Origin of the sequence: Bradyrhizobium sp. 147 (assembly GCF_023073935.1) — a bacterium.
Taxonomy (GTDB): domain Bacteria; phylum Pseudomonadota; class Alphaproteobacteria; order Rhizobiales; family Xanthobacteraceae; genus Bradyrhizobium.
The window spans coordinates 70,096-93,856 of the sequence record NZ_JADPKL010000115.1; the positions used below are offsets into that span (position 1 = coordinate 70,096).

22 protein-coding genes are annotated in these 23,761 nt (G+C 63.8%); 14 read left to right on the plus strand and 8 right to left on the minus strand.

Annotated features, from left to right (window positions below):
- Positions 1-121 precede the first annotated feature (121 nt).
- The 4 genes from IVA87_RS28260 to IVA87_RS28275 all read left to right on the plus strand — a co-directional run bounded on the left by IVA87_RS28260 (position 122) and on the right by IVA87_RS28275 (position 3,229).
- A complete protein-coding gene (locus IVA87_RS28260; RefSeq protein WP_247303392.1) occupies positions 122-961 on the plus strand; it encodes an aldo/keto reductase in 840 nt (279 codons plus the stop codon).
- A 187-nt stretch (positions 962-1,148) separates the two neighbouring features.
- Positions 1,149-2,090: a DMT family transporter gene (locus IVA87_RS28265; RefSeq protein WP_247303391.1), complete on the plus strand. Its 942-nt coding sequence runs from the start codon at positions 1,149-1,151 to the stop codon at positions 2,088-2,090.
- A gap of 60 nt (positions 2,091-2,150) precedes the next feature.
- Positions 2,151-3,032, plus strand: a complete 882-nt coding sequence (locus IVA87_RS28270) for a zinc-binding dehydrogenase (RefSeq protein WP_247336164.1) — start codon at positions 2,151-2,153, stop codon at positions 3,030-3,032.
- Positions 3,029-3,229 carry a hypothetical protein gene (locus IVA87_RS28275; protein ID WP_247336167.1) on the plus strand — a complete coding sequence of 67 codons (201 nt, stop codon included), beginning with the start codon at positions 3,029-3,031 and terminating at the stop codon, positions 3,227-3,229. The genes IVA87_RS28270 and IVA87_RS28275 overlap by 4 nt, the downstream gene beginning before the upstream one ends.
- Before the next feature lie 3 nt (positions 3,230-3,232).
- On the opposite strand, the gene IVA87_RS28280 is transcribed toward IVA87_RS28275, so the two are convergent.
- Positions 3,233-3,694, minus strand: a complete 462-nt coding sequence (locus IVA87_RS28280; RefSeq protein WP_247279301.1) for an Lrp/AsnC family transcriptional regulator — start codon at positions 3,692-3,694, stop codon at positions 3,233-3,235.
- A 134-nt stretch (positions 3,695-3,828) separates the two neighbouring features.
- Here IVA87_RS28280 and IVA87_RS28285 point away from each other — a divergent pair, with 134 nt between their 5' ends.
- Positions 3,829-6,192 carry a transketolase gene (locus tag IVA87_RS28285; RefSeq protein WP_247336170.1) on the plus strand — a complete coding sequence of 788 codons (2,364 nt, stop codon included), beginning with the start codon at positions 3,829-3,831 and terminating at the stop codon, positions 6,190-6,192.
- A gap of 248 nt (positions 6,193-6,440) precedes the next feature.
- On the plus strand, positions 6,441-7,871 hold the full coding sequence (locus IVA87_RS28290) for an aldehyde dehydrogenase family protein (RefSeq protein ID WP_247302999.1): 1,431 nt from the start codon (positions 6,441-6,443) through the stop codon (positions 7,869-7,871).
- A gap of 161 nt (positions 7,872-8,032) precedes the next feature.
- Here the strand turns inward: IVA87_RS28290 and IVA87_RS28295 are convergent, their stop codons facing one another.
- Positions 8,033-9,001 (minus strand): SMP-30/gluconolactonase/LRE family protein, encoded by a 969-nt coding sequence (locus tag IVA87_RS28295; protein WP_247302997.1) that lies wholly within the window; start codon positions 8,999-9,001, stop codon positions 8,033-8,035.
- Between the two features lie 91 nt (positions 9,002-9,092).
- Between IVA87_RS28295 and IVA87_RS28300 the strand changes: the two genes are divergently transcribed.
- On the plus strand, positions 9,093-9,917 hold the full coding sequence (locus tag IVA87_RS28300; protein WP_247302995.1) for an NAD(P)-dependent oxidoreductase: 825 nt from the start codon (positions 9,093-9,095) through the stop codon (positions 9,915-9,917).
- A 166-nt stretch (positions 9,918-10,083) separates the two neighbouring features.
- Here the strand turns inward: IVA87_RS28300 and IVA87_RS28305 are convergent, their stop codons facing one another.
- From IVA87_RS28305 to IVA87_RS28315, 3 genes are all read right to left on the minus strand, one after another.
- Positions 10,084-10,659, minus strand: a complete 576-nt coding sequence (locus IVA87_RS28305; RefSeq protein WP_247336173.1) for a hypothetical protein — start codon at positions 10,657-10,659, stop codon at positions 10,084-10,086.
- A gap of 34 nt (positions 10,660-10,693) precedes the next feature.
- Positions 10,694-11,695, minus strand: a complete 1,002-nt coding sequence (locus IVA87_RS28310; RefSeq protein ID WP_247302989.1) for a TAXI family TRAP transporter solute-binding subunit — start codon at positions 11,693-11,695, stop codon at positions 10,694-10,696.
- Positions 11,696-12,053: 358 nt separating this feature from the next.
- Complete coding sequence (locus IVA87_RS28315) at positions 12,054-12,740, minus strand: GntR family transcriptional regulator (protein ID WP_247302987.1); 687 nt, start codon at positions 12,738-12,740, stop codon at positions 12,054-12,056.
- Positions 12,741-12,916: 176 nt separating this feature from the next.
- On the opposite strand from IVA87_RS28315, the gene IVA87_RS28320 reads away from it, so the two are divergent.
- Positions 12,917-14,635 (plus strand): IlvD/Edd family dehydratase, encoded by a 1,719-nt coding sequence (locus IVA87_RS28320; RefSeq protein ID WP_247302985.1) that lies wholly within the window; start codon positions 12,917-12,919, stop codon positions 14,633-14,635.
- Between the two features lie 19 nt (positions 14,636-14,654).
- Here IVA87_RS28320 and IVA87_RS28325 read toward each other — a convergent pair whose 3' ends face one another.
- Positions 14,655-15,449 carry an enoyl-CoA hydratase/isomerase family protein gene (locus IVA87_RS28325; RefSeq protein WP_247302983.1) on the minus strand — a complete coding sequence of 265 codons (795 nt, stop codon included), beginning with the start codon at positions 15,447-15,449 and terminating at the stop codon, positions 14,655-14,657.
- 230 nt (positions 15,450-15,679) lie between these two features.
- On the opposite strand from IVA87_RS28325, the gene IVA87_RS28330 reads away from it, so the two are divergent.
- Positions 15,680-16,900, plus strand: a complete 1,221-nt coding sequence (locus IVA87_RS28330) for an FAD-dependent oxidoreductase (RefSeq protein ID WP_247302981.1) — start codon at positions 15,680-15,682, stop codon at positions 16,898-16,900.
- Here the strand turns inward: IVA87_RS28330 and rbsK are convergent, their stop codons facing one another.
- Together rbsK and IVA87_RS28340 are read right to left on the minus strand one after the other, a co-directional pair.
- Positions 16,901-17,818: a ribokinase gene (gene rbsK, locus IVA87_RS28335; protein WP_247302979.1), complete on the minus strand. Its 918-nt coding sequence runs from the start codon at positions 17,816-17,818 to the stop codon at positions 16,901-16,903.
- Between the two features lie 19 nt (positions 17,819-17,837).
- Complete coding sequence (locus IVA87_RS28340; RefSeq protein WP_247302977.1) at positions 17,838-18,731, minus strand: sugar kinase; 894 nt, start codon at positions 18,729-18,731, stop codon at positions 17,838-17,840.
- Positions 18,732-18,952: 221 nt separating this feature from the next.
- Between IVA87_RS28340 and IVA87_RS28345 the strand changes: the two genes are divergently transcribed.
- From IVA87_RS28345 to IVA87_RS28365, 5 genes are all read left to right on the plus strand, one after another.
- Entirely contained in the window at positions 18,953-19,801 is an 849-nt protein-coding gene (locus tag IVA87_RS28345; protein ID WP_247302976.1) for a VOC family protein, read from the plus strand.
- A gap of 142 nt (positions 19,802-19,943) precedes the next feature.
- Entirely contained in the window at positions 19,944-20,651 is a 708-nt protein-coding gene (locus tag IVA87_RS28350) for a TetR/AcrR family transcriptional regulator (protein ID WP_247302974.1), read from the plus strand.
- A gap of 227 nt (positions 20,652-20,878) precedes the next feature.
- A complete protein-coding gene (locus IVA87_RS28355; protein ID WP_247302972.1) occupies positions 20,879-21,688 on the plus strand; it encodes an ABC transporter permease in 810 nt (269 codons plus the stop codon).
- A 74-nt stretch (positions 21,689-21,762) separates the two neighbouring features.
- The gene (locus IVA87_RS28360; RefSeq protein WP_247336176.1) at positions 21,763-22,755 is read left to right on the plus strand and encodes an ABC transporter substrate-binding protein; all 993 of its coding nucleotides are present in this window, start codon (positions 21,763-21,765) and stop codon (positions 22,753-22,755) included.
- 14 nt (positions 22,756-22,769) lie between these two features.
- Positions 22,770-23,600, plus strand: a complete 831-nt coding sequence (locus IVA87_RS28365) for an ABC transporter ATP-binding protein (protein WP_247302968.1) — start codon at positions 22,770-22,772, stop codon at positions 23,598-23,600.
- The last annotated feature ends 161 nt before the right edge of the window (positions 23,601-23,761 follow it).

Genomic DNA, 23,761 nt, shown 5'->3' on the forward strand with positions numbered 1-23,761 from the left:
CTACTTCCATCTCATCGCGCGCGGAACGGAACTGTCGCCATCGTCTTCTGTAACAACATCTCCCTGTGGTAATGGTCCTGCATTCGCCGGGTCGACATAGGCAGTGGAGATAGGATTGCAGATGAAATCAAACCCGTTCGGCACGACCGGCGCCAACGTCTCCGTCATCGGACAGGGCACCTGGTATCTCGACCATGGCGACCGCAAGCGCGCCGTTGCCGCGCTTCAGCGCGGGCTCGATCTCGGCATGACCCACATCGACACCGCCGAGATGTATGGCGATGCCGAGCTCGTCATTGCGGACGCGATTGCGGGCCGTCGCGATGAAGTGTTCCTCGTCTCAAAAGTGCTGCCGAGCAACGCCTCGCGCCGCGGCACGATCACGGCGTGTGAGCGTTCGCTGAAACGCCTGAAGACCGATCGGCTCGACTGCTATCTGTTACACTGGCGCGGCTCCTATTCGCTCGAGGACACCGTCGCCGCGTTCGAAGAGCTGGTGAAGACCGGCAAGATCAAGTCCTGGGGCGTCTCCAATTTCGACGCTGAGGATCTTGAGGAAATACTCGAGGTTGCGGGCGAGGGGCGGATCGCATGCAATCAGGTGCTCTATCATCTCAAGGAACGCGCGATCGAGCATGCCGTGATTCCCTGGTGTGAGCGGCATGATGTCGCCGTGGTCGCCTATTCGCCGTTTGGTCATGACGATTTCCCGGACGCGCGCAGCAAGGGTGGTGCCGTGCTCGGGCGCATTGCGGAGGCGCGTGGCGTGACGCCGCGTCAGGTCGCACTGAGCTTCCTCACCCGTGCAACTACGGTGTTCGCGATTCCGAAGGCCTCGTCCGCGGAACATGCCGGCGAAAATGCGGCCGCTGGCGATCTCGTGCTGACGAAAGACGAGATTGCGGCGCTCGATGCGGCGTTTCCGCGCGGGCCGAAGCCGCGCAGCCTGCCCATGTTGTAATGCACAAACGCGCATTATTAATGGAGTATTGACGCGCGCGGACGTCAGCGCATATCGGCATCCTGTTTTCGGAAGTTGCGAGCGCGGCGCATTTGTCGTTTTTTACGAGCGTTCTCGATTCGCATTTTCCCGGGTTCCAGCCGTGACACCGCCGCCCGCCGCAGCCGCAAGGCTCGACAATATTCCCATGCCCGTGCCGGAGAAGAAGCAGGAAGTTCGCCGCGCGCCCGCGCGCGTCGATCATCCCTTCAAAGGCATTGCGCTGGTGTTGCTGTCGACGGTGTTTCTCGGCACATCCGACGCCACCGCGAAATATCTCTCGACCAGCCTGCCGTCGATCGAGATCACCTGGATCCGCTTCGTCACCTTCGCGCTGATGTTCACGCCGGTGATGCTGCCGGGCTCGCCGCTGCATGCGATGCGCACCGAGCGCCTTGGCTTGCAATTGATGCGCGGCGCCGCGCTGCTCGGCTCCTCCCTGTTCTTCATCACCGGTCTCCGCTTCCTCCCCATTGCGGAAGCCTCCGCCACCGGCTTCGTCTCGCCGCTGTTCGTCACCGCGCTATCGATCATCTTCCTGAGCGAGAAGGTCGGACTGCGCCGCTGGATCGCCACGGCGATCGGCCTGACCGGCGTGATGATCATCCTGCGCCCGGGCTCCAGCGCATTTCATGCCGCGGCGTTCTTCCCGATCATCTCGGCGTTCTGCTGGGCTGCCGCGCTGATCCTGACGCGCATGATGAGCGGTCGCGAGGCGGTTCTCACCACCATGGCTTATTCGGCGCTGACGGGCGTTGCGATCCTTTCCGTGATGGTGCCGTTCGTCTGGGTCACGCCGAGCTGGACCGCGATCGGGCTTGGCATCGTGATCGGAGTTGCCTCTACCGTCGGCCAATGGATCATCGTGCTGGCCTATCGCTATGGCGATGCCTCGGTGCTGGCGCCGTTCTCCTACACCCAGCTGCTCTGGGTCAGCATTCTGGGCTTCTTCATCTTCGGTGAGGTGCCTGACCTCTGGACCATCGTCGGCGCGGCCTTCATCGTCGCGAGCGGCCTCTACATCGCCCATCGCGAGCGGGTGCGCCGCGCCCAGCTTCTGGTGCTGGAAGAGCGCTCCCCGAACCCCTGACACAAGATCGCGTGTCGCGCCTCGTGCTATCAACGGCTCCAACACCACGGGAGGAGCCGGATGCGCGCTGCGATTTTCAGGAACGGTGAGATCGTCGTCGACCGGATGGCGGAGCCGACGCCGGGTCCCGGCCAGGTTCTGGTCAAGACGCTCGCCTGCGGCATTTGCGGGTCCGATCTGCACGCACGCCAGCACGCCCACCGCATGGTGGAGATGGCGCGGAAGACCGGCCGCAAGCCGATGGACCTCAGCCGCGACGTCGTGTTCGGTCATGAGTTCTGCTGCGAGATCGTCGATTACGGACCGGGCACCGAACGCAAGCTTAGGCCGGGGACGCGGGTCTGCTCGCTGCCGGCCCTGGTGACGCCGCAGGGCATTGAAGGCATCGGCTATTCCAACGACAATATCGGCGGCTATGCCGAGGCGATGCTGCTGAGCGAGCCGCTGCTGCTCGAAGTGCCCAACGGCCTTGCGCCGGAACATGCCGCGCTGACCGAGCCGCTCGCCGTCGGCGTTCACGCCGTCGCAAAAGCCAATATCCGTGGTGGCGAGGTGCCGCTGGTGATCGGCTGCGGCCCGGTCGGGCTTGCGGTGATCGCTGCGCTCAAGCTCAAGGGGCTGAATCCGATCGTCGCCGCCGACTATTCGCCGGCGCGATGCGCGCTTGCGGCCAGGCTTGGCGCCGATATCGTCGTCGATCCCCGGGTGTCGCAGCCTTATGCGACCTGGGCCGAGCACGCCCAGATGTCGGAGGCCGAGAAGGCAGCGCGACCGCCATTCCAGGCCATGCTGCCGGCGCTGAAGCCTGCGATCATTTTCGAATGTGTCGGCGTGCCCGGCCTGTTACAGCAGGTGTTCGAAGGCGCGCCGCGCGATGCGCGCGTTGTCGTGGTCGGCGTCTGCATGGAAACCGACAAAAGCGAGCCGATGCTGGCATCATGAAGGAGCTCAACGTCCAGTACGTGCTCGGCTACACCCCGGACGAGTTCGCAGCGTCGCTGCGTCTCATCGCGGAAGGGCAGGTGGATGCGGCGGCGATGGTGACCGCTGAGGTCGGTATTGACGGCGTCGCAAAAGCGTTCGCCGATCTCGCCAATCCCGAGGCGCACACCAAGATCATCGTGCAGCCGTGGCGGTGAATCCTACACCGGCAGCGCGATCGAATACTTCACCTGGCTCAGCGCAAAGCTCGATTCGATCGAAGCGATGCCGTCGAGCCGGGTCAGCTTGGTCTTCAGGAACGTCTCGTAGGAGGCGAGGTCGGCGGCCACCACGCGCAGCAGATAATCGCGATTGCCGGTCATCAGATAGCATTCCAGCACCTCGTCCCATTTCGAGATCGCGCGGGCGAAGCGGTTGAGGTCTTCCTCCTTCTGCCGCGCCAGCTTGATCGAGATGAAGACGCTGACGTGTAGCCCCAGCGCCTTCTGGTCGACGGTCGCAACGTAGCGCGAGATGACGCCGCGTTCCTCCAGAAGCTTGACGCGGCGGTGGCAGGGCGAGACCGAGAGCCCGACCTTGTCGGCAAGCTCCTGCATGGTCATGCGGCTGTCGGTCTGGAGCAGCGCGAGGATTTTCCGATCGATGGTGTCGAGCTCGGGCATTGGGATCAACCCTGTGTATTTGGCCTTCCGTTGGTAAAGTATCCCAAGACAAGCGGGTATGGCGCGAAAAATTGAGAAGTCTGGCGCGGCCGGCCGGCGTATCATCGGCCCGACCTGTTTCCGGGAGCATTGCCATGCCCGTTGATTCCGCCCGCCTCGACATCCTGACCGCCCTTAGCCGCAAGGCGCTGTGGCTCTCGTCCTGGACCATCCACCACGCCAACCACATCCGCCCGAGCGCGGACGGCCTCAAGGTCGGCGGCCACCAGGCCTCATCCGCCTCGCTCGCCACCATCATGTCGGCCCTTTATTTTAGCGTTCTGAGACCCGAGGATCGCGTTGCAGTGAAGCCGCATGCGAGCCCGGTGTTCCATGCCATCCAATATCTGTTCGGACGGCAGACCCGCGAGAAGCTGGAGAATTTTCGCGGCTTCAAGGGCGCGCAGTCCTATCCCTCACGCACCAAGGATGTCGACGACGTCGATTTCTCCACCGGCTCGGTCGGCCTCGGCGTCGCGCAGACGCTGTTCGCCTCGCTGGTGCAGGATTACGTCAAGGCGCATGGCTGGATGAAGGATCGCAGCGAAGGGCGGATGATTGCGCTGGTCGGCGATGCCGAGATGGACGAGGGCAACATCTTCGAAGCCCTTGCAGAAGGCTGGAAGCACGGCCTGCGCAACACCTGGTGGGTGGTCGACTATAACAGGCAGTCGCTCGATGCCGTCGTGCGCGAAGGGCTCTGGGAAAAGTTCGAGACAATGTTCCGCAATTTCGGCTGGGACGTGGTGATCGTCAAATATGGCCGGCTGATGCGCGAGGCCTTTGCCGAGCCGGGTGGCGAGGCGTTGAAGCGCTGGATCGACAATTGTCCGAACGCGCTTTATGCGGCGCTGTGTTTTCAGGGCGGCGCGGCGTTCCGCAAGCATCTGCACGATGAGATCGGCGACCAGGGCCCGATCACCAAGCTGATCGACAAGCGCAGCGACGACGAGCTCTTGGCGCTGATGTCGAATCTCGGCGGCCACGACATGGCGAGCATGCTGGAGGCGTTCGAGTCCATCGACCACGATCACCCGGTCTGCTTCATCGCCTACACCATCAAGGGCGTCGGCCTGCCGTTCCAGGGTCACAAGGACAACCACGCGGGGCTGATGACGATCGCGCAGATGGAGAAGTTTCGCGACAGCCAGAACATCCGGCCCGGGCATGAATGGGACAAGTTCGAGGGGCTCGCGCAAGACCCGGCCGAACTCGAAGCTTTTCTGGCGCGGGTGCCGTTCAACCAGGATGGCCGTCGCTTGAACGCGCCCGCGGTCGAGGTGCCTCAGCAGCTCGCGTTCAAGCCGTCGCCGCAGATGTCGACGCAGCAGGGCTTTGGTCTCGTGCTGAACGAGATCGCGCGCAGCGACAGCGAGCTCGCGAAGCGCATCGTCACGACCTCGCCCGACGTGACCGTCTCGACCAATCTCGGCCCCTGGGTCAATCGCCGCGGCCTGTTCGCGCGGGCCGAGAAGGCGGACTTATTCCGCAGCGAGAAAATTCCTTCGACCTATAATTGGGATGCTTCCCCGAAGGGGCAGCATCTCGAGCTCGGCATCGCCGAGATGAACCTGTTCATCATGCTCTCGGCGCTCGGCCTGTCGCATCAGATCAACGGCGAGCGGCTGCTGCCGGTCGGCACGCTCTACGATCCTTTCATCGAGCGCGGGCTCGATGCGCTGAATTATGCCTGCTATCAGGATGCGCGCTTCATGGTGGCGGCAACGCCATCGGGCATCACGCTCGCGCCTGAAGGCGGCGCGCACCAGTCGATCGCAACGCCGTTGATCGGCATGGCGCAGGATGGGCTCGCCTCATTCGAGCCGGCCTTCGTCGACGAGCTCGCGGTCATCATGGCTTTCGGCTTCGAGCACATGCAGCGCGAGGCCGGCGAGGGCGGCTCGGTCTATTTGCGGCTGTCGACGCGCAGCATCGAGCAGGCGCAGCGCATCATGACTCCGGAGCTGAGGCAGGGCATCACCGATGGCGCCTATTGGCTGCGCAAGCCGGGGCCGAATGCCGAAGTCGTGATCGCCTATACCGGCGCAGTCGCGCCGGAAGCGATCGAGGCGACCGGCTTCATCGGCGAGAGCCGCCGCGACGTAGGCCTGCTCGCGATCACCTCGGCCGACCGTCTCCACGCTGGCTGGACCGCCGCGCGAAGATTGCGGCGCGACCGCCGCGGCGTGCAGCATCTCAGCCACATCGAGAAACTGCTGGCGCCGTTGCCGCGCGACTGCGGCATCGTGACCGTGATCGACGGCCATCCCGCCGCGCTCGGCTGGCTCGGCAGCGTCCGCGGCCACCGCGTCGAGGCACTCGGCGTCGATCAGTTCGGTCAGACCGGCACGATCGCCGAGCTCTACCGCCACCACGGCATCGATGCCAACGCCATCATCGATGCGGCCGAAAGCCTCACCACCGGCGCGCCGGTGCTGCACCGGAAGATGGCGGTGTAGTGAGGTAACGACGTCGTCATTCCGGGGCGATGCGCAGCATCGAACCCGGAATCTCGAGATTCCGGGTTCGGCTCTTCGAGCCGCCCCGGAATGACGATCGAGAGAACCTTGCCACGTTCCCACCGCCGGCTCATATACCTCAGTCCGCCGCAACGCTGGTCCCGCATATGGCGGGTTCAATTGCCGGCGCTTTCGTGCAAGGATGCCTGCCGAAACGCCCCCTCCAAGCCCCCAAGAAGAGGTTAACGATGGTCAATCGCATGCAATTCTACATCGACGGCGCCTGGGTCGATCCCGCCGTCAAGAAATCCACCGCCGTGGTCAATCCGGCGACGGAAGAGGCGATGTACGAGGTTGCGCTGGGCTCCAAGGCCGACGTCGACAAGGCCGTTGCCGCCGCCAAGCGCGCCTTTGCAACGTTCTCCCAGACCAGCCGCGAGGAGCGCGTCGCGCTGCTCACGAAAATCATTGAGATCTACAAGGGCCGCCTCAAGGAGATCGGCGCCGCCGTCTCCGACGAGATGGGGGCACCGCTGCCGATGGCAGAGAAGCTCCAGGCCGGCGCCGGCCTCGGCCATCTCATGACCACGCTCGACGTGCTCAAGAACTACCATTTCGAGGAGCCGGTCGGCACCGCCATGGTGCTGCGCGAGCCGATCGGCGTCGTCGGCATGATCACGCCCTGGAACTGGCCGCTGAACCAGATCGCCTGCAAGGTTGCGCCTGCGCTCGCCGCCGGCTGCACCATGATCCTGAAGCCGTCGGAGTTCACACCGACCTCGGCGCTGATCTTCGCGGAGATCCTGCATGAAGCGGGCGTGCCGAAGGGTGTGTTCAATCTCATCAACGGCCTCGGCCCCGAGGTCGGCGCCGCCATGAGCGAGCACCCCGATATCGACATGATCTCGTTCACCGGCTCGACCCGCGCCGGCATCGACGTGGCGAAACGCGCAGCTCCGACCGTCAAGCGCGTCAGCCAGGAGCTCGGCGGCAAGTCGCCGAACGTCATCCTCGAAGGCGCCGACCTGCAGAAGGCGGTGACCGGCGGCGTGATGCATATGTTCAACAACTCCGGCCAGTCCTGCAACGCGCCCTCGCGCATGATCGTGCCGCTGTCGAAGATGAAGGAAGTCGCCGCGATCGCGAAGGCCGTCGCCGACAAGACCAAGGCGGGCGATCCCCGCGCCGAAGGCACCACCATCGGCCCGGTCGTCAACCGCGGCCAGTGGGACAAGATCCAGGCGCTGATCAAGAAGGGCATCGACGAGGGCGCGACGCTCGTTGCCGGCGGCCCGGGCCTGCCCGAAGGCGTCAACAAGGGCTTTTATGTCCGCCCGACCATCTTCGCCGACGTCACCAGCGACATGACGATCGCCCGTGAGGAAATCTTCGGACCGGTGCTGACCATCATCGGCGCCAAGGACGAGGCCGATGCGGTGAAGATCGCCAACGACACGCCATATGGTCTTGCCGGCTACGTCTCGGGCGCGACTGTCGAGGACGCCAAGCGGGTGGCGCGTCAGATCCGCGCCGGCAACGTCAACCTTCAGGGCGTGCCCAACGACCGCACCGCGCCGTTCGGCGGCTACAAGCAGTCCGGCAACGGCCGCGAGTGGGGCAAGTACGGCCTGGAAGACTTCCTCGAAGTGAAGGCCGTCGCCGGCTTCAACGCGGCGTAAGCTTTATCGTCTGAACCAAATTTGACGCCGGAGCGGGAAACCGCTCCGGCTTTTTTTAGTCATTGCGAGCGAAGCGAAGCAATCCAGAGTCCCTCCACGGAGAAAGTCTGGATTTGCTTCGTCGCAAGTGCTCCTCGCAACGACGGAGGAGAGAGTAGGACCTATCCCCCCACCGCGCCCTGCGTGTTCACAAACAGCGCGTAGATCGACTGGCTCGCCGCCATGAACAGGCGGTTGCGCTTGACGCCGCCAAAGCAGAGATTGGCGCAGCGCTCGGGCAGCGCGATGCGGCCGATCATGACGCCGTCGGGCGCGAACACGACCACGCCGTCGAGCTCGGGATCGCCCATGCCCCAACCGCACCAGAGATTGCCGTCGATGTCGCAGCGCATGCCGTCCGGCGTGCCGGGACCTGCATCGATGTGGACGCGCTTATTGGCGATCGTGGTGCCGTCCGCCGCGACGTCATAGGCGAGGATCTTTCGGTTCGGTTGCCCACGCGATTCCACGACGTACAGAATCTTCTCGTCAGGCGAGAAGCACAGCCCGTTCGGTCCGAGCACGCCTTCTGCGACGATGGTCGCCTTGCCGGTCGCAGGATCGAGCCGGTAGACGTTCGGTTCGATCTCGGGCTCGGCCTTGTAGCCCTCGTAATTGCCGAGCAGGCCGAAGGTCGGATCGGTGAACCAGATCGAGCCGTCGGACTTCACCACGATGTCGTTCGGCGAGTTCAGCCGCTTGCCATTGAACGAATCCATCAGCACGGTGATGGTGCCGTCATATTCGGTGCGGGTTACACGGCGGCCGCCATGCTCGCAGGTGACGAGCCGGCCCTGGCGATCCCTGGTGTTGCCATTGGCGAAATTCGAGGGTTTCCGGAACACGCTGACGGTGCCGGTTTCCTCCTCCCATTTGATGATACGCTGGTTCGGGATGTCGCTGCACAAGAGGTAGCGCCCGTCGCCGAACCACACCGGCCCCTCGGCCCAGCGCAGGCCGGTCGCCAGCCGCTCCACCGCCGAAAGTTTTAGCCAGTATTTTTCGAAGCGGGGATCGAGTGCACGTATTGCCGGATCGGGGTAATAGGTCGCCGGCCGCCAGCCTTGCGTGTGGGACGATGCATCGTTCATGTGCAGGTCTCGTTGTTGCGTTCCCTCTGTGCAAGTCTGCTAGCATCAGATATCTACGGCCGCAAATCGGTCGCTACATACGAGGAACGACATGCCGCGCATTTTGATGACGGGAGCTTCGGGCGGGATTGGTACGCGGCTGCGGAAATTGCTGCCGCCGATCTACCCGGACCTGCTGCTCAGTGACATTCGCAAGCCTGCCGATCTCGGCCCGAACGAGCAGTTCAAGGCCGCCGACCTCTCCGACATTTCGCAGGTCGAGGCGATCTGCGATGGCATCGACGGCATCATCCATTTCGGCGGCTATTCGGTCGAAGGCCCCTGGGACGACATCCTCCAGGCCAACATCATCGGTTGCTACAATCTGTTCGAGGCCGCGTACCGCAAGGGCGTCAAGCGTGTGGTGTTTGCCTCGTCGAACCATGCCGTAGGCTTCTATCCGCGCCACCACAAGATCGGCACCGACGTCACCCCGCGCCCCGACGGCCGCTATGGCGTCAGCAAGGTGTTCGGCGAGGCCGTCGGCGCGCTCTACGCCGACAAGCACGGGCTGAAGGTGACTTGCCTGCGCATCGGCAATTTCGGTGACATGCCGCTCGACCATCGCCGGCTCGCGATCTGGCTCAAGCCCGACGACCTCGTGCAACTCTGCCAGATCGGGCTCGAGCATCCCGACATCCATTTCGAGATCTTCTACGGCGTGTCCCTGAACGAGCGCGCCTGGTGGGACAACCACCGCGCCTACGAGTTCGGCTATCGGCCCACCGGGCGCTCTGAGGATCATGTGGCGCACGCAATGGCCGAGCAGGCCAAGCTCAAGCCGGATCCGATCGGTGATCACTATCAAGGCGGCGCCTTCTGCAGCAACGAGTTTGACGGCGACGCGAGCCGGATCATCGACTGGAATAAGCGCTAAACGGGTTTCCCATGCCTGACATTTGCTGCAGTCGGACCAAGCGCCCGGCTGCGCTCAAGGCGGGCAATTGTAGCCGATCAACGCATGTCCGCGAGCGCCGCGCGCAAATCGTTCGTGACGTGCTCGAACAAGGCGGAGCCCGTGTGATCGCATGAGCTGGCGCACGTCATTTTGCAACCCGCGCCTCCTGTTTCTTGGTCACATGCCAGAGCACCACATGGTAGTGCGGCACATCCACGCCGGGGTGACCCGCGTTGAAGTAGAGGCTGACATGATCAACCGGTGCCGCGGACCCCGCCCCGTCCAATGACTTGTGATCTTCGATGTCCTTGTTCGGGACCATGTACACGGTCGCCACCAAGCGATCCCTGCGATCGAAGCACAGGAACGGCCCCAGCGGTAAAGTGTCGGGCTTGACGAAGATGATGCCGAGGCCCGGAAAGAACTTCGGGAAGTTCACGAGATCGCTGACCCGCTTGTATCCGTTTCTTTCGGCGACCTTCCGCTGATTTGGCGGCCGACGAACGACTTCGTGCTTCTCCTCGTGCTTCCTATCCGCCTTGCTGCTTCGGTGAGGGGCTGTCCTGGTTTGCTCGGTCGTGTCGGCCGGCGGCGCGGTGGTCGGTGCGAACGTCTGCGGCGCTGGCGGAAAGAAGGGAGCAAATTGCGCTGCAGGATGCCTCACGTCGGCGATCAAGGCGAGCAACGCAGCCAAGGCTGTGCTCACAAGCGCGTTGCGCATCGACACCTCCCGAAATTTGCCTGCCAAATTTTGCTCACTTATCCGGATTGCGTTCTCGCCAGCGCAGGAAGTCCCGGAACAATTCTTCGCGGTCTGGCGGATTGGCGGTTGGCTTTCCCTCAAGGAACCGGCCGAACGCCTTGCGAAGCGCGGCCTCGCCGCCGGATTGCTGCTGGAGCCAGCGCTCTGCCGGTCGGAATCGTTGCCATCCCGGGAGCAGCGCGGCCAGGTTCACCTCGCGCCATTTGGGGTGATGTGCGTCGCCGAGAAATTCAGGAAACCGCGTGAACAGTGTTTGGACGAACAATTCCAGCAGCCGAAACCGTTCGCTGCGAGGCGGCCAGTTGTAGGCGAAGAGAGCGGATTTGATCGCGATCGTGTCCACAGCTGCATTGACCCCGATGATATCTGGGTAATCCTCGTGGCGAAGCGTCGATGGCAGGTAGTTTTGCTGCAGCAGTTCGTTGGAATAGGGGATGGGCAGGAAGTGAATGCCCTTGGCCTGCCCGGCACGTGCGAGGAAGCTGACTGGTTTTCCTGAGACCAGTAGGGCGGCCGAGATGTCTCCCTTCCGCATCCCCTCCAGCGCGGCGTCCGGCCCCAGGCTGGATTCGCTGATCTTGACGCCCAGACGGTTCAGCACCTCGCGGCCAAGCACGGCACCGGCACTGCCGTCCTCGCCAAGATTGACCCTCTTCCCCGCAAGATCCGTCAGGCTTGCGATCTCCGGCCGTGCGAGGAGATGGAACTCTTCGACATGGAGCGAGGCAATGTAGGCAAGCTTATCGGAGATGTCTCCGAACGTCTTTGCCTCCCGGAGCCGGTCGACCAGGATAACAGGTGCGATCGCCACGTCGGCACCTGCCAGAGTGAGCACGTCGAGGATGCTGCGGGTGCCGCCGTTTCCCACGATTGGCAGGACCCGCAAAGCGACTTCGCCATGCGGACCCGTCTCCTGGCCACTCGCCAGTGTGGTCGCAATGTCCTGAGCTATTGCGAATTCAGTGCATTGCGGCGTACCGGTTACGAAGCCCACCGTAAATGGGTCCGCAGGTCGTCTCGTTTCTTTCCTGGGGGCGCTTTCTTTTGGCGGAGACGCTTTCCCGGATTCACTCGGAGAGGCGAAAGGTTGCCGTTGTGCGAAGGACTCCTGGACCTGTCCGCCGAGCCAGGCCGCCGCAATCAATGCGAAGAACAAACCGGCCCGCATCGCTCCGCAGACCCTCATGTTCAAACCTGTGCGGTAGCCAGCCCTCCCTTGGGCTGACATGTTCCGATCGATCGTCACCCGGCTACGCGCGCGAATGAATCCCGCTCGAGCGTTCCAACGCGCCCCGGCTAGCGGCGTTCCTTCTTGGACGTATACGGGTCGTTCGTGGCAGGTACTTGCTCACCTAGAGTCCGGCCCCATCATCGGCGATGCGCTTGAGGTAATCTTTCTTGCTGACCTGCATGTGATCCACGCAGAGTTGCGCCAGCGCCCAACTGTCGCGGCCCTTGAGCAGCTCGATCATCAGCTCGTGCTGGCGCCGCGATTGTGCGAGACCCTCGCGATCGGCGAGGTTCTTCGCGCGCATCGGCAGCGTCAGGTTCATGTAGTCCTGGAGCGAGCGCACCAGATAGGGATTGCCGCAGGCCGAGAACAGCGCAAGGTGGAAGGCGTCGTTGGCCTCGTGAATGCCGCGCAGATCCTGCGCGTCGGCCCTTGCGCAGTATTGCCGTTGCAGCGCGGAGAGTTCGTCGATCAGGCCTTGCGGCGCGGGCAGGGGGATCATCAGCGCAGCCTGCCGCGTCAGCATCTCCCGCACCTCGTAGATCTGATGGACTTCCTCGGCCGAGTAGAACCGTACGGTGGCGCCGACATTCTTCTCACGGCGGATGATGCCGCGCCGCTCCGCATCCAGCAGCGCTTGGCGCACGAAGTGCCGCGAGGTGCCGTAGCGCGACATCAGCGCGTCCTCGGTAAGGCGCGCGCCCGGTGCGAGGAGGCCGAAGATGATGTCCTCTTCCAGGCGCGCGACGACGTCGTCCGGATCGTCGCGCCGGACCGGCATTGCTTCAGCAGTGCGAATGTCGGACATGCCCTTAGCCTCCCGGCGGTCGGCCGGTTGGTCCTGTGGAGCAGGAGGGGCTTGGATTGTCAATAATTTGTGCCGCAAGAGCCGCCAAAAGCCAGAAAGTGCGACAATATTGGCCAATCTTATTGACAATCCTGGGCGAGGCTGTACCACGGTGGCAACTCGGAAGGAGTGGCATGATGACGAGTGGCCTGCGCAAGGGTTTGACGAGCTACGGCGATGCCGGCTTCTCGCTGTTCCTGCGCAAGGCGTTCATCAAGGCCATGGGCTATTCCGACGATGCGCTGGAGCGCCCGATCGTCGGCATCACCAACACCTATAGCGACTACAATCCCTGCCACGGCAACGTCCCGCAGATTATCGAAGCCGCCAAGCGCGGCGTGATGCTGTCCGGCGCGATGCCGTTCGTATTCCCGACCATCTCGATCGCCGAGAGCTTTGCCCATCCGACCTCGATGTACTTGCGCAATCTCATGGCGATGGACACCGAGGAGATGATCCGCGCCCAGCCAATGGATGCGGTGATCGTGATCGGCGGCTGCGACAAGACTCTTCCTGCGCAGGTGATGGCGGCGATCAGCGCCGATCTGCCGACGGTGGTCATTCCGGTCGGGCCCATGGTGGTCGGCCATCACAAGGGGGAAGTGCTGGGCGCCTGCACCGATTGCCGCAGGTTGTGGGCAAAATACCGCGCCGGCGACATGGACGATGCCGAGATCGAAGCCGTGAACGGCCGTCTCGCGCCGTCCGTCGGCACCTGCATGGTGATGGGCACGGCCTCGACCATGGCCTGCATGATCGAAGCCATGGGCCTGTCGCTGCCGATGAGCGCGACAATCCCGGCGCCGCACGCCGAGCGTTTCCGTCTTGCGGAGGCCAGCGGCAAAGTCGCCGCCGAGATGGCAAAGACGAAGAGGCCGAAGCCGAGCGAGTTGCTGACGCCGGCCTCGTTCAGGAACGCGCAGGTCGTGCTTCAAGCGATTGGCGGCTCGACCAACGGCCTGATCCATCTGACCGCGATGGCGCACCGATCGCCGTACCGGCTCGATCTCGGAGTGTTCGACCAGATCGGCCGCGAGGTGCCGGTGCTGGTCGATCTCAAGCCGTCCGGCGAACATTACATGGAGCATTTCCATCACGCCGGTGGCGTGCCGAAACTGCTGGCGCAACTCGGTGATCTCGTCGATCTCGATGCCGGGACGATCAGCGGCCAGACGCTACGCGAGGTCGTGGCGAATGCGGAGCACGTGCCGGGCCAGGACGCGATTCGTTCGCGCGACAATCCGATCAAGAAGGAGGGCGGTCTTGCCGTCCTGCACGGCAATCTCGCGCCGCGCGGTGCGGTCATCAAGCAATCGGCCGCCAGTCCAAAGCTGTTGCAGCACACCGGGCGCGCGGTGGTGTTCGAATCCGTCGAGGACATGACCCTGCGGGTCGACGATCCCGATCTCGACGTCACGGCCGACGACGTGCTGGTGCTGCGTAATGCCGGCCCGAAGGGCGCGCCGGGCATGCCCGAGGCGGGCTATTTGCCGATTCCGAAGAAGCTCGCGCGGAACGGCACCAAGGACATGGTGCGCATTTCGGACGCACGCATGAGCGGCACCGCGTTCGGCACCATCGTGCTGCACATCACGCCGGAATCTTCTGTCGGCGGGCCACTCGCGCTGGTGCAGAACGGCGACATGATCCGCCTCGATGTGGCCAAGCGCAGCATTGAGCTGTTGGTCGATGCGGCCGAACTCGAGCGGCGCCGCGCCGCGTTGAAGCCGGCCGCAGCGCCAGAGGAGGCCCGGCGCGGCTACGCTTGGTTGTTCAACGAGACCATCATGCAGGCCGACGAGGGCTGCGACTTCGATTTCATGCAGAGGACTGGACCAAGGACCGAGAAGGAGTGAGGGACCAGGCCTAAGGCAGCTACTTGCCCTTGCTGGTGAACTTCTTCACGGCGGCGCGGAACTCCGCCGTGTTCATCGCCATGATGATCTTGTGCTCCTCGGCATCCAACTGCTGCTTCACCGGCGTGGTCGCGGCCTGGTAGACGAGCGATTTGGTGCCGGTGATCGCCGCCGGCGGGTTTTGCGCGAGACGCTCGGCGAGTTTTTGCGTGGCTGCTTTCAGATCAGCGGCGGGAACGATCCTGGCAACCAGGCCCCACTCGTAAGCCTGCTGCGCGGTAAAATTATCCTCGGACAGGAAGATTTGTAGCGCGCGGCGGGAGCCGACCGTGCCGACGATGCCGACCGTGGAGCCGCCGTCCGGCGACACGCCGATCTTGGCATAGGCCGGCGTGAACTTGGCGTCGTCGGCGGCAATGCAGAGATCGGTGACGAAGGCGAGCCCCATGCCCGCGCCGGCGGCGGAGCCGTGGACGCTGGACAGCGAGATCTTTGGCATGCGGCGGATGATCTCGATAAAGGCATGATAGTGCTTCAAGAGCTCGCCGACCACGGGCGTCACCGTGCCTGCTTCGGCGGCTGCCCCGATCGTCTGAAGATCGCCGCCGGCCGAGAAGGCGCGGCCTTCGCCTTCGAGGACAACGACCTTGATGTCGTCCGCGCCTTCGATATAGGCCGCGAGCTGCTCGAGCTTCTGCGCGATCGCCAGGTTGATAGAGTTGAATGCGGCAGGGCGGTTAAGCGTGATGGTCGCGATCGGGCCCTCGATCCGCAGCAGGGCGGGATCATCGGGCTGGGAGATGGGAGCTGGCATCTGAGAAAATCCCCGGCAAGAGGTTCGTTGCTGCAACTAAATCGCAGAAGGCGAGGGGTGACAATCCCCGCCCGCCGCTCTTGCGCTGGGCGGAACGATAGGCTCAAATGGGCCCGCCTTCGCCAAGGGACGGACACGAGCGCCGGCTCCTCGTCAGGCCAGCAAACCAAAATCAGCGAGAGAGGAGACGACATGGGTCACGCTCGTGTCTTGCGGAAGTGGGCTGTCCAATGACGGATGGTCCGGTGATCATCGTCGGGGCCGGCCATGGCGGCTACCAGGTCGCGGCATCGCTGCGCCAGGCGGGCTTTTCGCAGCGCATCTGCCTGATCAATGACGAGGCGCATCTGCCCTATCAGCGGCCGCCGCTGTCAAAAGCCTACATCAAGGGCTCGGCCGGGCCGGAGAGCCTGATGTTCCGGCCGGAGAAGTTTTACCAGGACCAGAAGATCGAGCTGATCGCCGGCCGCGCCGTCTCGATCGACCGCGCTGGCCGCAAGCTGCATCTGGCCTCGGGCGAGACGCTGCCTTACGGTCACCTCGTGCTGGCCACGGGCGCGCGCAACCGCCTGCTCGACCTGCCCAACGCCAATCTGCCCGACGTGAAATACTTGCGTATCCTCGACGACAGCGAGGCACTGCGCCAGGTCATCCCGTCGAAGACACGCGTCGTGGTCATCGGCGCCGGCTTCATCGGCCTCGAATTCGCGTCCACCGCGCGGATCAAGGGCCTCGAGGTCGACGTGCTCGAGCTCGCCCCGCGCGTGATGGCGCGCGCGGTGACGGCCGAGGTCTCCGAATATTTTCAGGCGCGGCACCGCGGGGCCGGCATCCGCATCCATCTCGGCGTGCAGGCCACTTCCATCGAAGCCGAGGGCGGCAAGGTCACCGGCGTCTCCTTGAGCGACGGACGGCATCTGCCCGCCGATCTCGTCGTGGTCGGTGTCGGTGTGCTGCCGAACATCGAGCTTGCGGCTGAAGCGGGGCTTCCCGTTGCCGCCGGCATCGTTGTCGACGAATATCTTGCGACGGCTGATCCCGATATTTCGGCGATCGGCGACTGCGCGCTGTTCGCAAGCCCGCGCTTCGGCGGTTCGCTGCGGCTGGAATCGGTGCAGAACGCCACCGATCACGCCCGCTGCCTCGCGGCGCGGCTGACCGGCGACAGCAAGCCCTATGACAGCCATCCCTGGTTCTGGAGCGACCAGGGCGAGGACAAGCTCCAGATCACCGGCCTCACCACCGGTTACGATCGCGTCGTGCTGCGCGGCAACCCCGCGAGCAAGGCGTTTTCGGCGTTCTGCTACAAGGGCGAGACGCTGCTGGGCATCGAGTCGATCAACCGCGCCGGCGACCACATGTTCGGGCGCCGATTGCAGGCTATGCACCGCTCGATCTCACCGGAGCAGGCCGCGGACCAGAGTTTCGACCTGAAGAGCGCACTGGCGTGATCAGCTTGCGTCGATCACGGCAGCCACTTCCTTTGCCGTCGGCATCGACGGCCCCGCGCCCATCCGCTGCACGCTGATCGAAGCGGCGGCGTTGGCAAACGTGAGCGCGCCGCGCAGTGTCGCGCCGTCAGCCAGTTGCGCCGCGAGCGCGCCGACGAAGCAATCGCCGGCGCCGGTGGTGTCGACCGCCTTCACCGTGCGCCCCTGCACCGAAATCTCCTCGCGCCCCGCCAGCGCGAGCACGCCGCGCCTGCCGAGCGTGACGCAGATGGTCTGGTCCCGCCGCGCCTGAAGTTGTCGCGCGACGTCGATGATCCGCGCGGCCTCGTCGCCGTCGGAGAGCTCGGTGCCGGCGAGCAAGCCGAGCTCGGTCTCGTTCAGCACGAGGATGTCGACCAGCGCGAGCAGCTCGCCAGGCATGCTTTGCGCCGGCGCCGGGTTGAGCAGCGTCGTGGCTACGGCGGCGCGTGCCCGCTGGAAGAACGCGGCAATCGCCGGCAGCGGAATTTCGAACTGGCTGACCGCGACGTCGCCCTCCAGCAGCGGCACAACGCTGACGTCATCAGCGTCGACCAATGCATTGGCGCCGGGGATGACGACGATGGTATTGTCAGCCTCCGCCACCGTGATGATGGCCGTGCCGGTGTGCGCGTCAGCCGTCTGCTGCACGTAGCCGAGATCGATGCCCTGACTGCGAAGGAAAACCTTCAGCTCGGTCCCAAACGAATCCTTCCCCAGCCGCCCGATCAGCGTGGTCCTGGCGCCAAGCCGCGACGCGGCGACCGCCTGGTTCGCGCCCTTGCCACCTGGAAAATACAGCACCTGCTTGCCAGCAACGGTCTCGCCGACGCGTGGATGGCGGTCGGCTGTTGCCACCACATCCATGTTGATGCTGCCGGCGACGAAGACGCGACCCATGACACACCTTTTGCGAGCGCTAGACCCTGACCTCGAATTCGTGCCTGACCTTGGCGATGTCGACCAGCGTCGGCAGGCCGGCCTCGTTGCCGAGGCGCTGGATCTTGAAGGTCGAGGCGGCGCGGGCGAAATCAAAATGCTCGCGCCAGCTTTTGCCGGGATGGGCGAGGTAGGAATAGACATAGGCGCCGTGGAAGACGTCGCCGGCGCCGTTGGTGTCGATCACGCGCTCGCGCGGGATCGGCATCGCCGGCATCACCTGCACCGTCCCGGTCTCGTCGTACCAGAAAAGGCCCTTCTCGCCCATGGTGACGCCGCCGATCTTGCAGCCGCGGCTCTTGAGGTAATCGAGCATCTTCTCCGGCGTCAGGTCCATCTGCTCGCACAGCCGCTCGGCGACGATGGCGACGTCGATATATTCCAGCAGCTCATGCGTGTTGGTGCGCAGGCCGCCGCCGTCGAGCGAGGTCAGGATGCCGGCCTCGCGGCAGACTTTTGCATAGTGGATCGCGGCGTCCGGCTGATGGCCGTCGACATGCAGCGCGCGGCAGCCGCCGAGATTGAGCATCGGGAACGGATGGATGTGCTCGTCGTCGCGGCAGCGGACGATGGCACGCTTGCCGTCCTTGGGCATGATGAAGGAGAGCGAGGACTGGTTCACCTTCCGCCCGTGCAGCGAGATTGCGTATTTCGCGCACATGTCCTGGAACATGCGCCCCAGCCAGTCATTGGCGACTGTTGCGATCAGATCGGGCACGATGCCGAGCTTGGCGCAGCAGAACGCCGCCGTCACCGCGTTGCCGCCGAACGAAACCGCGTAATCCGAAGCTACGTGCTTCTCGTCGCCGGTCGGCAGGTGGTCGGTGATGAAGACGACGTCGATATAGGTCTGTCCGATGAAGAGAGCCTGCATTGCTTGTCCGTGATGCGCTTGTGGTCCGGCCGGCGCGTTTACTCTAGCACCGGTTCCGCTCCGGAGGGACGCTGAAATTATTCGCAAATCTGCCGCCCGGAGCGCTTGAGGTCAGCATGGTGCCGGAATACGACCATGACAGGCCGATGCCAAGCCCGGACAAACGCCGTCTTTCGGCCCAGGGGTTCCGGGTCAATTACGAGTCGATAAAAGGGGGGAAGATGATCATCGGGCTCGATCACGTCGTCGTCCTGGTCAGGGATATCGCTGCGGCAAAAGCGGCCTATCAGACGCTGCTCGCCCGCGCGCCGGCCTGGCAGAACTCCGGCGAGGGCGCCGACCGGGTCCTGTTCACTTTGGACAACATGACGACCGAATTGATGGCGCCGAGCGGCTTCAGTGTCGCCGCCGACCGCATGCGCGCGCTGCTCGACGATCAGGAGGGCGTGCTCGCCAGCCTGTGCTTTCGCGTCGCAGACATGAGCAAGACGCACCGCCGCCTGGAACGCGTGGCCTTGAGGCCGGAGCCGGTCGCGGAGGTCCAAAGCAGCGATGCCGCATCCGATGCCGTGCTGCAGTGGAAGCGCACGCGTGCCGCTACGGAGCTCACGCGCGGCGTGCGCATGTTCTTCCTCGAGCTCGCCGACGAGCGCCCCAGATCCGTTGCGACCGACGTCGCGCCGATCGAGGCGCTTGATCACGTCGTGATCACCACCGAGGATTCCGAGCGCGCCGCCGCACTTTATGGCGCGCGGCTCGGGCTCGATCTGGCGCTCGACCGCTCCCATCAGGATTGGGGCCAGCTGATGTTCTTCCGCTGCGGCGATCTCATCGTCGAGGTGGTGCGCCGCCCGGTGGCGGGCGGCGATGCCGCGCATGACCGGCTCTGGGGCCTCAGCTGGCGGGTGGCCGACATCGACGCCACCCGCGCCCGCCTGATCGCTGCCGGTCTCGACGTTTCCGAGGTCCGCAACGGCCGCAAGCCGGGCACGCGGGTGATGACGGTGCGGAACGGCACCTGCGGCATCCAGACCGTGCTGCTGGAGCGTTCGCCGAAGCCGGTGGATTGAGGGACGTCTTTCCTCCGAGCGAAGCGAAGAAATGCAGAAGCCCTCCGCGGCGGCCGTCTGATTGCTTCGTCGCAAGGGCGCCTCGCAATGACGACTTCCTCGTGGTACACGCTGATCTGAGACCACCCAGCGAGCAACCGGTTTGGCGAAGGCAAAGCGAACTCTGAAATGGCAGCGCGATCCCGAGGGGATGCGGCTGCGTATTCTCGAGGCCGCCAAGCAGGAGTTTGCGGCCCACGGGCTCGCCGGCGCGCGCGTCGACCGCATCGCCGCCAAGGCTGGCGCCAACAAGCGTATGCTCTACTACCATGTCGGCAACAAGGACGAGCTCTATCTCGCCGTGCTTGAAGGTGCCTATGACAAAATCCGCAGCGAGGAGCGCGGGCTCGATCTCGAGCATCTCGACCCGCCCGAGGCGATCCGGCGGCTGATCGAATTCACCTGGAATTACTTCCTGCGCAATCCCGAATTCCTGTCGCTGCTCCAGACCGAGAATCTCGCGCGCGCAAAGCACCTGAAGCGCTCGACCAAGGTCAAGTCGATGCACTCGCCCTTCGTCGAGATGATCCGCACCGTGGTGCGCCGCGGCGTCGACAGCGGCGACTTCCAGGTTGCGGTCGATCCGGTGCAGCTCTACATCTCGATCGCGGGACTCTGCTTCTTCTATCTCTCGAATTCGGCGACGCTCAGCGTGATCTTCGGCCGCGATCTGTTGGACAAGAAGGCCAAGGACGAACGGCTGGCGCACATGGTTGGACTCGTGCTGGCTGCGCTGACGGGTCAGTCCGTGGCGCTGTTCGAGATCGCGAAGCCGCCAAAGTCGCCCACCGCGGTGGCGCAAACGGTTTAGTGGCCGTCGGCGCCGCTCGACTGGGATTCTTTTGCTTTTCCAATCTTGGCTGTCATCGCCCACTACACCGAGATTTCGCCGCAGTCCCTCCACGCGGCCCTTCACACGACCCCCTTCACATTCAGCGACCGGAACCTGGCGCAAAACGTCACAGGGAAAGCTCTGGACAGTATTTATCCAACGGGTTAATTTCTCCGCCAACACGACAAGATTGCCGGGAGTGAGACGTGGCTGAGTTGAAGCCGCAGAGTGCGGTGTCCAAGATGCTGAATGCGGCCTGGATTCGGCCGTTTTTGTTCCTGGTCTTCATCGTCGTGGCCTGGGATCTGGCGATCCGGCTGTTCAAAATTCCCGCCTACCAGATCCCGTCGCCCGCCGACGTCGTGGCGGTGCTGCGCACCGAATGGCCGGAACTGCTGCGCCAGTCGTGGCCGACCACCTATGCGACCGTGTGTGGCTTCGTGCTGTCGGCGCTGTTCGGCATTCCCGTCGCAATGCTGATTGCCGGCTCCAAGACAGTGGAGAGCTACGTCTATCCGCTGTTGGTGTTCTCGCAATCCGTGCCGAAGATTGCGATCGCGCCGCTGTTTGTGGTCTGGTTCGGTTTCGGCATCATCCCGAAGGTGATCTCGGCGTTCCTGCTGGGCTTCTTCCCCGTCGTTGTCTCGGCCGTGCAGGGCTTTAAATCGGTCGATCCTGATATGGTCGATCTCGCCCGCGCTATGCAGGGCAGCCGCTTCCAGGTGTTCCGTGCGGTGAACCTGCCGCATGCGCTGCCCGCGATCTTCTCCGGTCTCAAAGTCTCGGTGACGCTCGCCGTGGTCGGCGCCGTCGTCGGCGAGTTTGTCGGCTCCAATTCCGGCATCGGCTACGTCATGCAGCGCTCGATCGGCACCTTCGACCTGCCGACGATGTTCGCTGCCCTTGTGATCCTGGCACTACTCGGTGTGGTCCTGTTCTGGATCGTGGACCGGATCGAGAAGCTGGTCATCCCCTGGCACGTCAGCCAGCGTGAGGACGTGCTTTTCGCCTCTTAAGTAATTTTCGGCTCTGAAGTGAAGCAACGAACGGCCACCAACGGCCGACGCAACAACGACATGGGAGAGTAACGATGAAGCGGTGGATAGGGGGCGTCTCGGCAGCGCTGATGGTGTTCGCGGCACTGCCGGCACAGGCGGCCGATAAGGTCGTGCTGATGCTGAACTGGTACGTCTATGGCGAGCACGCGCCGTTCTATTACGGCAAGGCCAAGGGCATCTATGCGGCCGAAGGCATCGACCTCGAGATCCAGGAAGGCCGCGGCTCGGCTGCGACCACGCAGGCCGTCGCGGCGAAGACCGCCGATTTCGGCTATGTCGACGTTCCCACCATGATGCGCGCCGCGATCAAGGGCGCGCCGGTGGTTGCGACCGGCGTGCTGCTCCAGACCAGCCCGATGTCCGCCATGGGCTTCGTCGACAAGAACATCAAGAAGCCCGAAGACATCAAGGGCAAGACGGTGGCGATCACGCCGGCCGATTCCATGACCCAGATCTGGCCGCTGTTCCTGAAGAAGACCGGCCTGAAGGAGAGCGACTTCAAAACCGTTGCCGGCGACGGCCAGACCAAGCTCAACGCCGTCATCAACGGCCAGGCGGATCTCTTGCTCGGCTACGTCATGGACCAGTCGATGAAGATCAAGGACGCCACCGGCAAGGACGTCTATCCGATCAAGTTCGCCGACTACGGCATCAACATGGTTTCATCAGGCATCATCGCCAACACTGACTATGTGAAGGCGAATGCCGATCTGGTTCGCCGCTTCATGTCGGCGACTACCAAGGCGATCGAGGCCGCCGAGAAGGAGCCGAAGGCCGCGGCGCAATCGATCCTCGATGCCAATCCCAAGGGCGGCAAGATCGATACGCTGACACAGGGCTTCGAGCTGACCATCCCGCTCTACCGGACCGCGGACACCAAGAGCAAGCGGCCATTCCAGGTCACCGACCAGAACATGACCGAGACCGTCAATCTTCTCGTCGAATATGGCGGCCTCGATGCCAAGGCCAAGGAGAACCCGAAGGCGTTTTACACCAACGACTATTTGCCGAAGAGCGGATCGTGAAACCTGCGACAGCAATGAACGCAACCCTGCAGCCGGCCGCGCATCTGAGACTGGTGAGTGACCGGGCTGCCGGCGATGCGTCGGGCATCAAACTGTCCGGCGTGTCCAAGACCTACCGGACGCGCGACGGCGATGTGCCGTCGCTGCGGCCGCTCGATTTCAACATTAATGATGGCGAGTTCTTCGTCGTGGTGGGCCCAAGCGGCTGCGGCAAGTCCACGCTGCTCAAGCTGATCTCGGGATTGCTGCCGCCGACCACGGGCGAGATCCTGGTCGAGGGCGAGAGGGTGACGACGCCGCACGGCAATGTCGGCATCGTCTTCCAGAACGCGTTGCTCCTGCCCTGGCGCAACATCCTCAACAATGTCATGCTGCCGATCGACATGAAGCGGCTGGCGCGGGATAAATATCTCGCTCGCGCCAAGGATCTGTTGAAGCTGGTCGGGCTCGAAGGCTTCGAGAAGAAGCTGCCATGGCAGCTCTCCGGCGGCATGCAGCAGCGCGCCTCGATCTGCCGAGCGCTGGTGCACGATCCCAAGATCATGCTGATGGACGAGCCGTTCGGCGCGCTCGATGCGCTGACACGCGAACGCATGAATGTCGAATTGATGCGGATCCAGCGCGAGACCAGGAAAACGGTGCTGCTGATCACGCATTCGATTCCGGAAGCCGTCTTCCTCGCCGACCGCGTACTGGTCATGACCGAGCGCCCCGGTGCGATCGCCGCGATCTATGATGTGCCGCTGCCGCGTCCGCGCTCGCTCGACGTGATGGCCGATCCCGTGTTCACCGAGCTCGTGCAACGCATCCGCAAGCATTTCTTCTCCCAAGGTGCACTGGACTAAGAGCAATGCGATTGAGCCGGGCTGTGATCACGAAGACGGTGCGCTCCCTCCCCCGCCTGCGGGCAGGGCTATCGCATATGGCGAAGCATACTGAGGAGGAAGGCATCATCCCAGCCCGCGCGCTTGATTTTGCGTCGAATCGAGGCGGTGTCGGGATGAGA

Excerpts from the sequence above, each read along its gene's own strand:
- IVA87_RS28260 (WP_247303392.1), top strand. The coding sequence starts at position 122 with ATGAAATCAAACCCGTTCGGCACGACCGGCGCCAACGTCTCCGTCATC.
- IVA87_RS28265 (WP_247303391.1), top strand. The coding sequence starts at position 1,149 with ATGCCCGTGCCGGAGAAGAAGCAGGAAGTTCGCCGCGCGCCCGCGCGC.
- IVA87_RS28270 (WP_247336164.1), top strand. The coding sequence starts at position 2,151 with ATGCGCGCTGCGATTTTCAGGAACGGTGAGATCGTCGTCGACCGGATG.
- IVA87_RS28275 (WP_247336167.1), top strand. The coding sequence starts at position 3,029 with ATGAAGGAGCTCAACGTCCAGTACGTGCTCGGCTACACCCCGGACGAG.
- IVA87_RS28280 (WP_247279301.1), bottom strand. The coding sequence starts at position 3,694 with ATGCCCGAGCTCGACACCATCGATCGGAAAATCCTCGCGCTGCTCCAG.
- IVA87_RS28285 (WP_247336170.1), top strand. The coding sequence starts at position 3,829 with ATGCCCGTTGATTCCGCCCGCCTCGACATCCTGACCGCCCTTAGCCGC.
- IVA87_RS28290 (WP_247302999.1), top strand. The coding sequence starts at position 6,441 with ATGGTCAATCGCATGCAATTCTACATCGACGGCGCCTGGGTCGATCCC.
- IVA87_RS28295 (WP_247302997.1), bottom strand. The coding sequence starts at position 9,001 with ATGAACGATGCATCGTCCCACACGCAAGGCTGGCGGCCGGCGACCTAT.
- IVA87_RS28300 (WP_247302995.1), top strand. The coding sequence starts at position 9,093 with ATGCCGCGCATTTTGATGACGGGAGCTTCGGGCGGGATTGGTACGCGG.
- IVA87_RS28305 (WP_247336173.1), bottom strand. The coding sequence starts at position 10,659 with ATGCGCAACGCGCTTGTGAGCACAGCCTTGGCTGCGTTGCTCGCCTTG.
- IVA87_RS28315 (WP_247302987.1), bottom strand. The coding sequence starts at position 12,740 with ATGTCCGACATTCGCACTGCTGAAGCAATGCCGGTCCGGCGCGACGAT.
- IVA87_RS28320 (WP_247302985.1), top strand. The coding sequence starts at position 12,917 with ATGACGAGTGGCCTGCGCAAGGGTTTGACGAGCTACGGCGATGCCGGC.
- IVA87_RS28325 (WP_247302983.1), bottom strand. The coding sequence starts at position 15,449 with ATGCCAGCTCCCATCTCCCAGCCCGATGATCCCGCCCTGCTGCGGATC.
- IVA87_RS28330 (WP_247302981.1), top strand. The coding sequence starts at position 15,680 with ATGACGGATGGTCCGGTGATCATCGTCGGGGCCGGCCATGGCGGCTAC.
- rbsK (WP_247302979.1), bottom strand. The coding sequence starts at position 17,818 with ATGGGTCGCGTCTTCGTCGCCGGCAGCATCAACATGGATGTGGTGGCA.
- IVA87_RS28340 (WP_247302977.1), bottom strand. The coding sequence starts at position 18,731 with ATGCAGGCTCTCTTCATCGGACAGACCTATATCGACGTCGTCTTCATC.
- IVA87_RS28345 (WP_247302976.1), top strand. The coding sequence starts at position 18,953 with ATGATCATCGGGCTCGATCACGTCGTCGTCCTGGTCAGGGATATCGCT.
- IVA87_RS28360 (WP_247336176.1), top strand. The coding sequence starts at position 21,763 with ATGAAGCGGTGGATAGGGGGCGTCTCGGCAGCGCTGATGGTGTTCGCG.
- IVA87_RS28365 (WP_247302968.1), top strand. The coding sequence starts at position 22,770 with ATGAACGCAACCCTGCAGCCGGCCGCGCATCTGAGACTGGTGAGTGAC.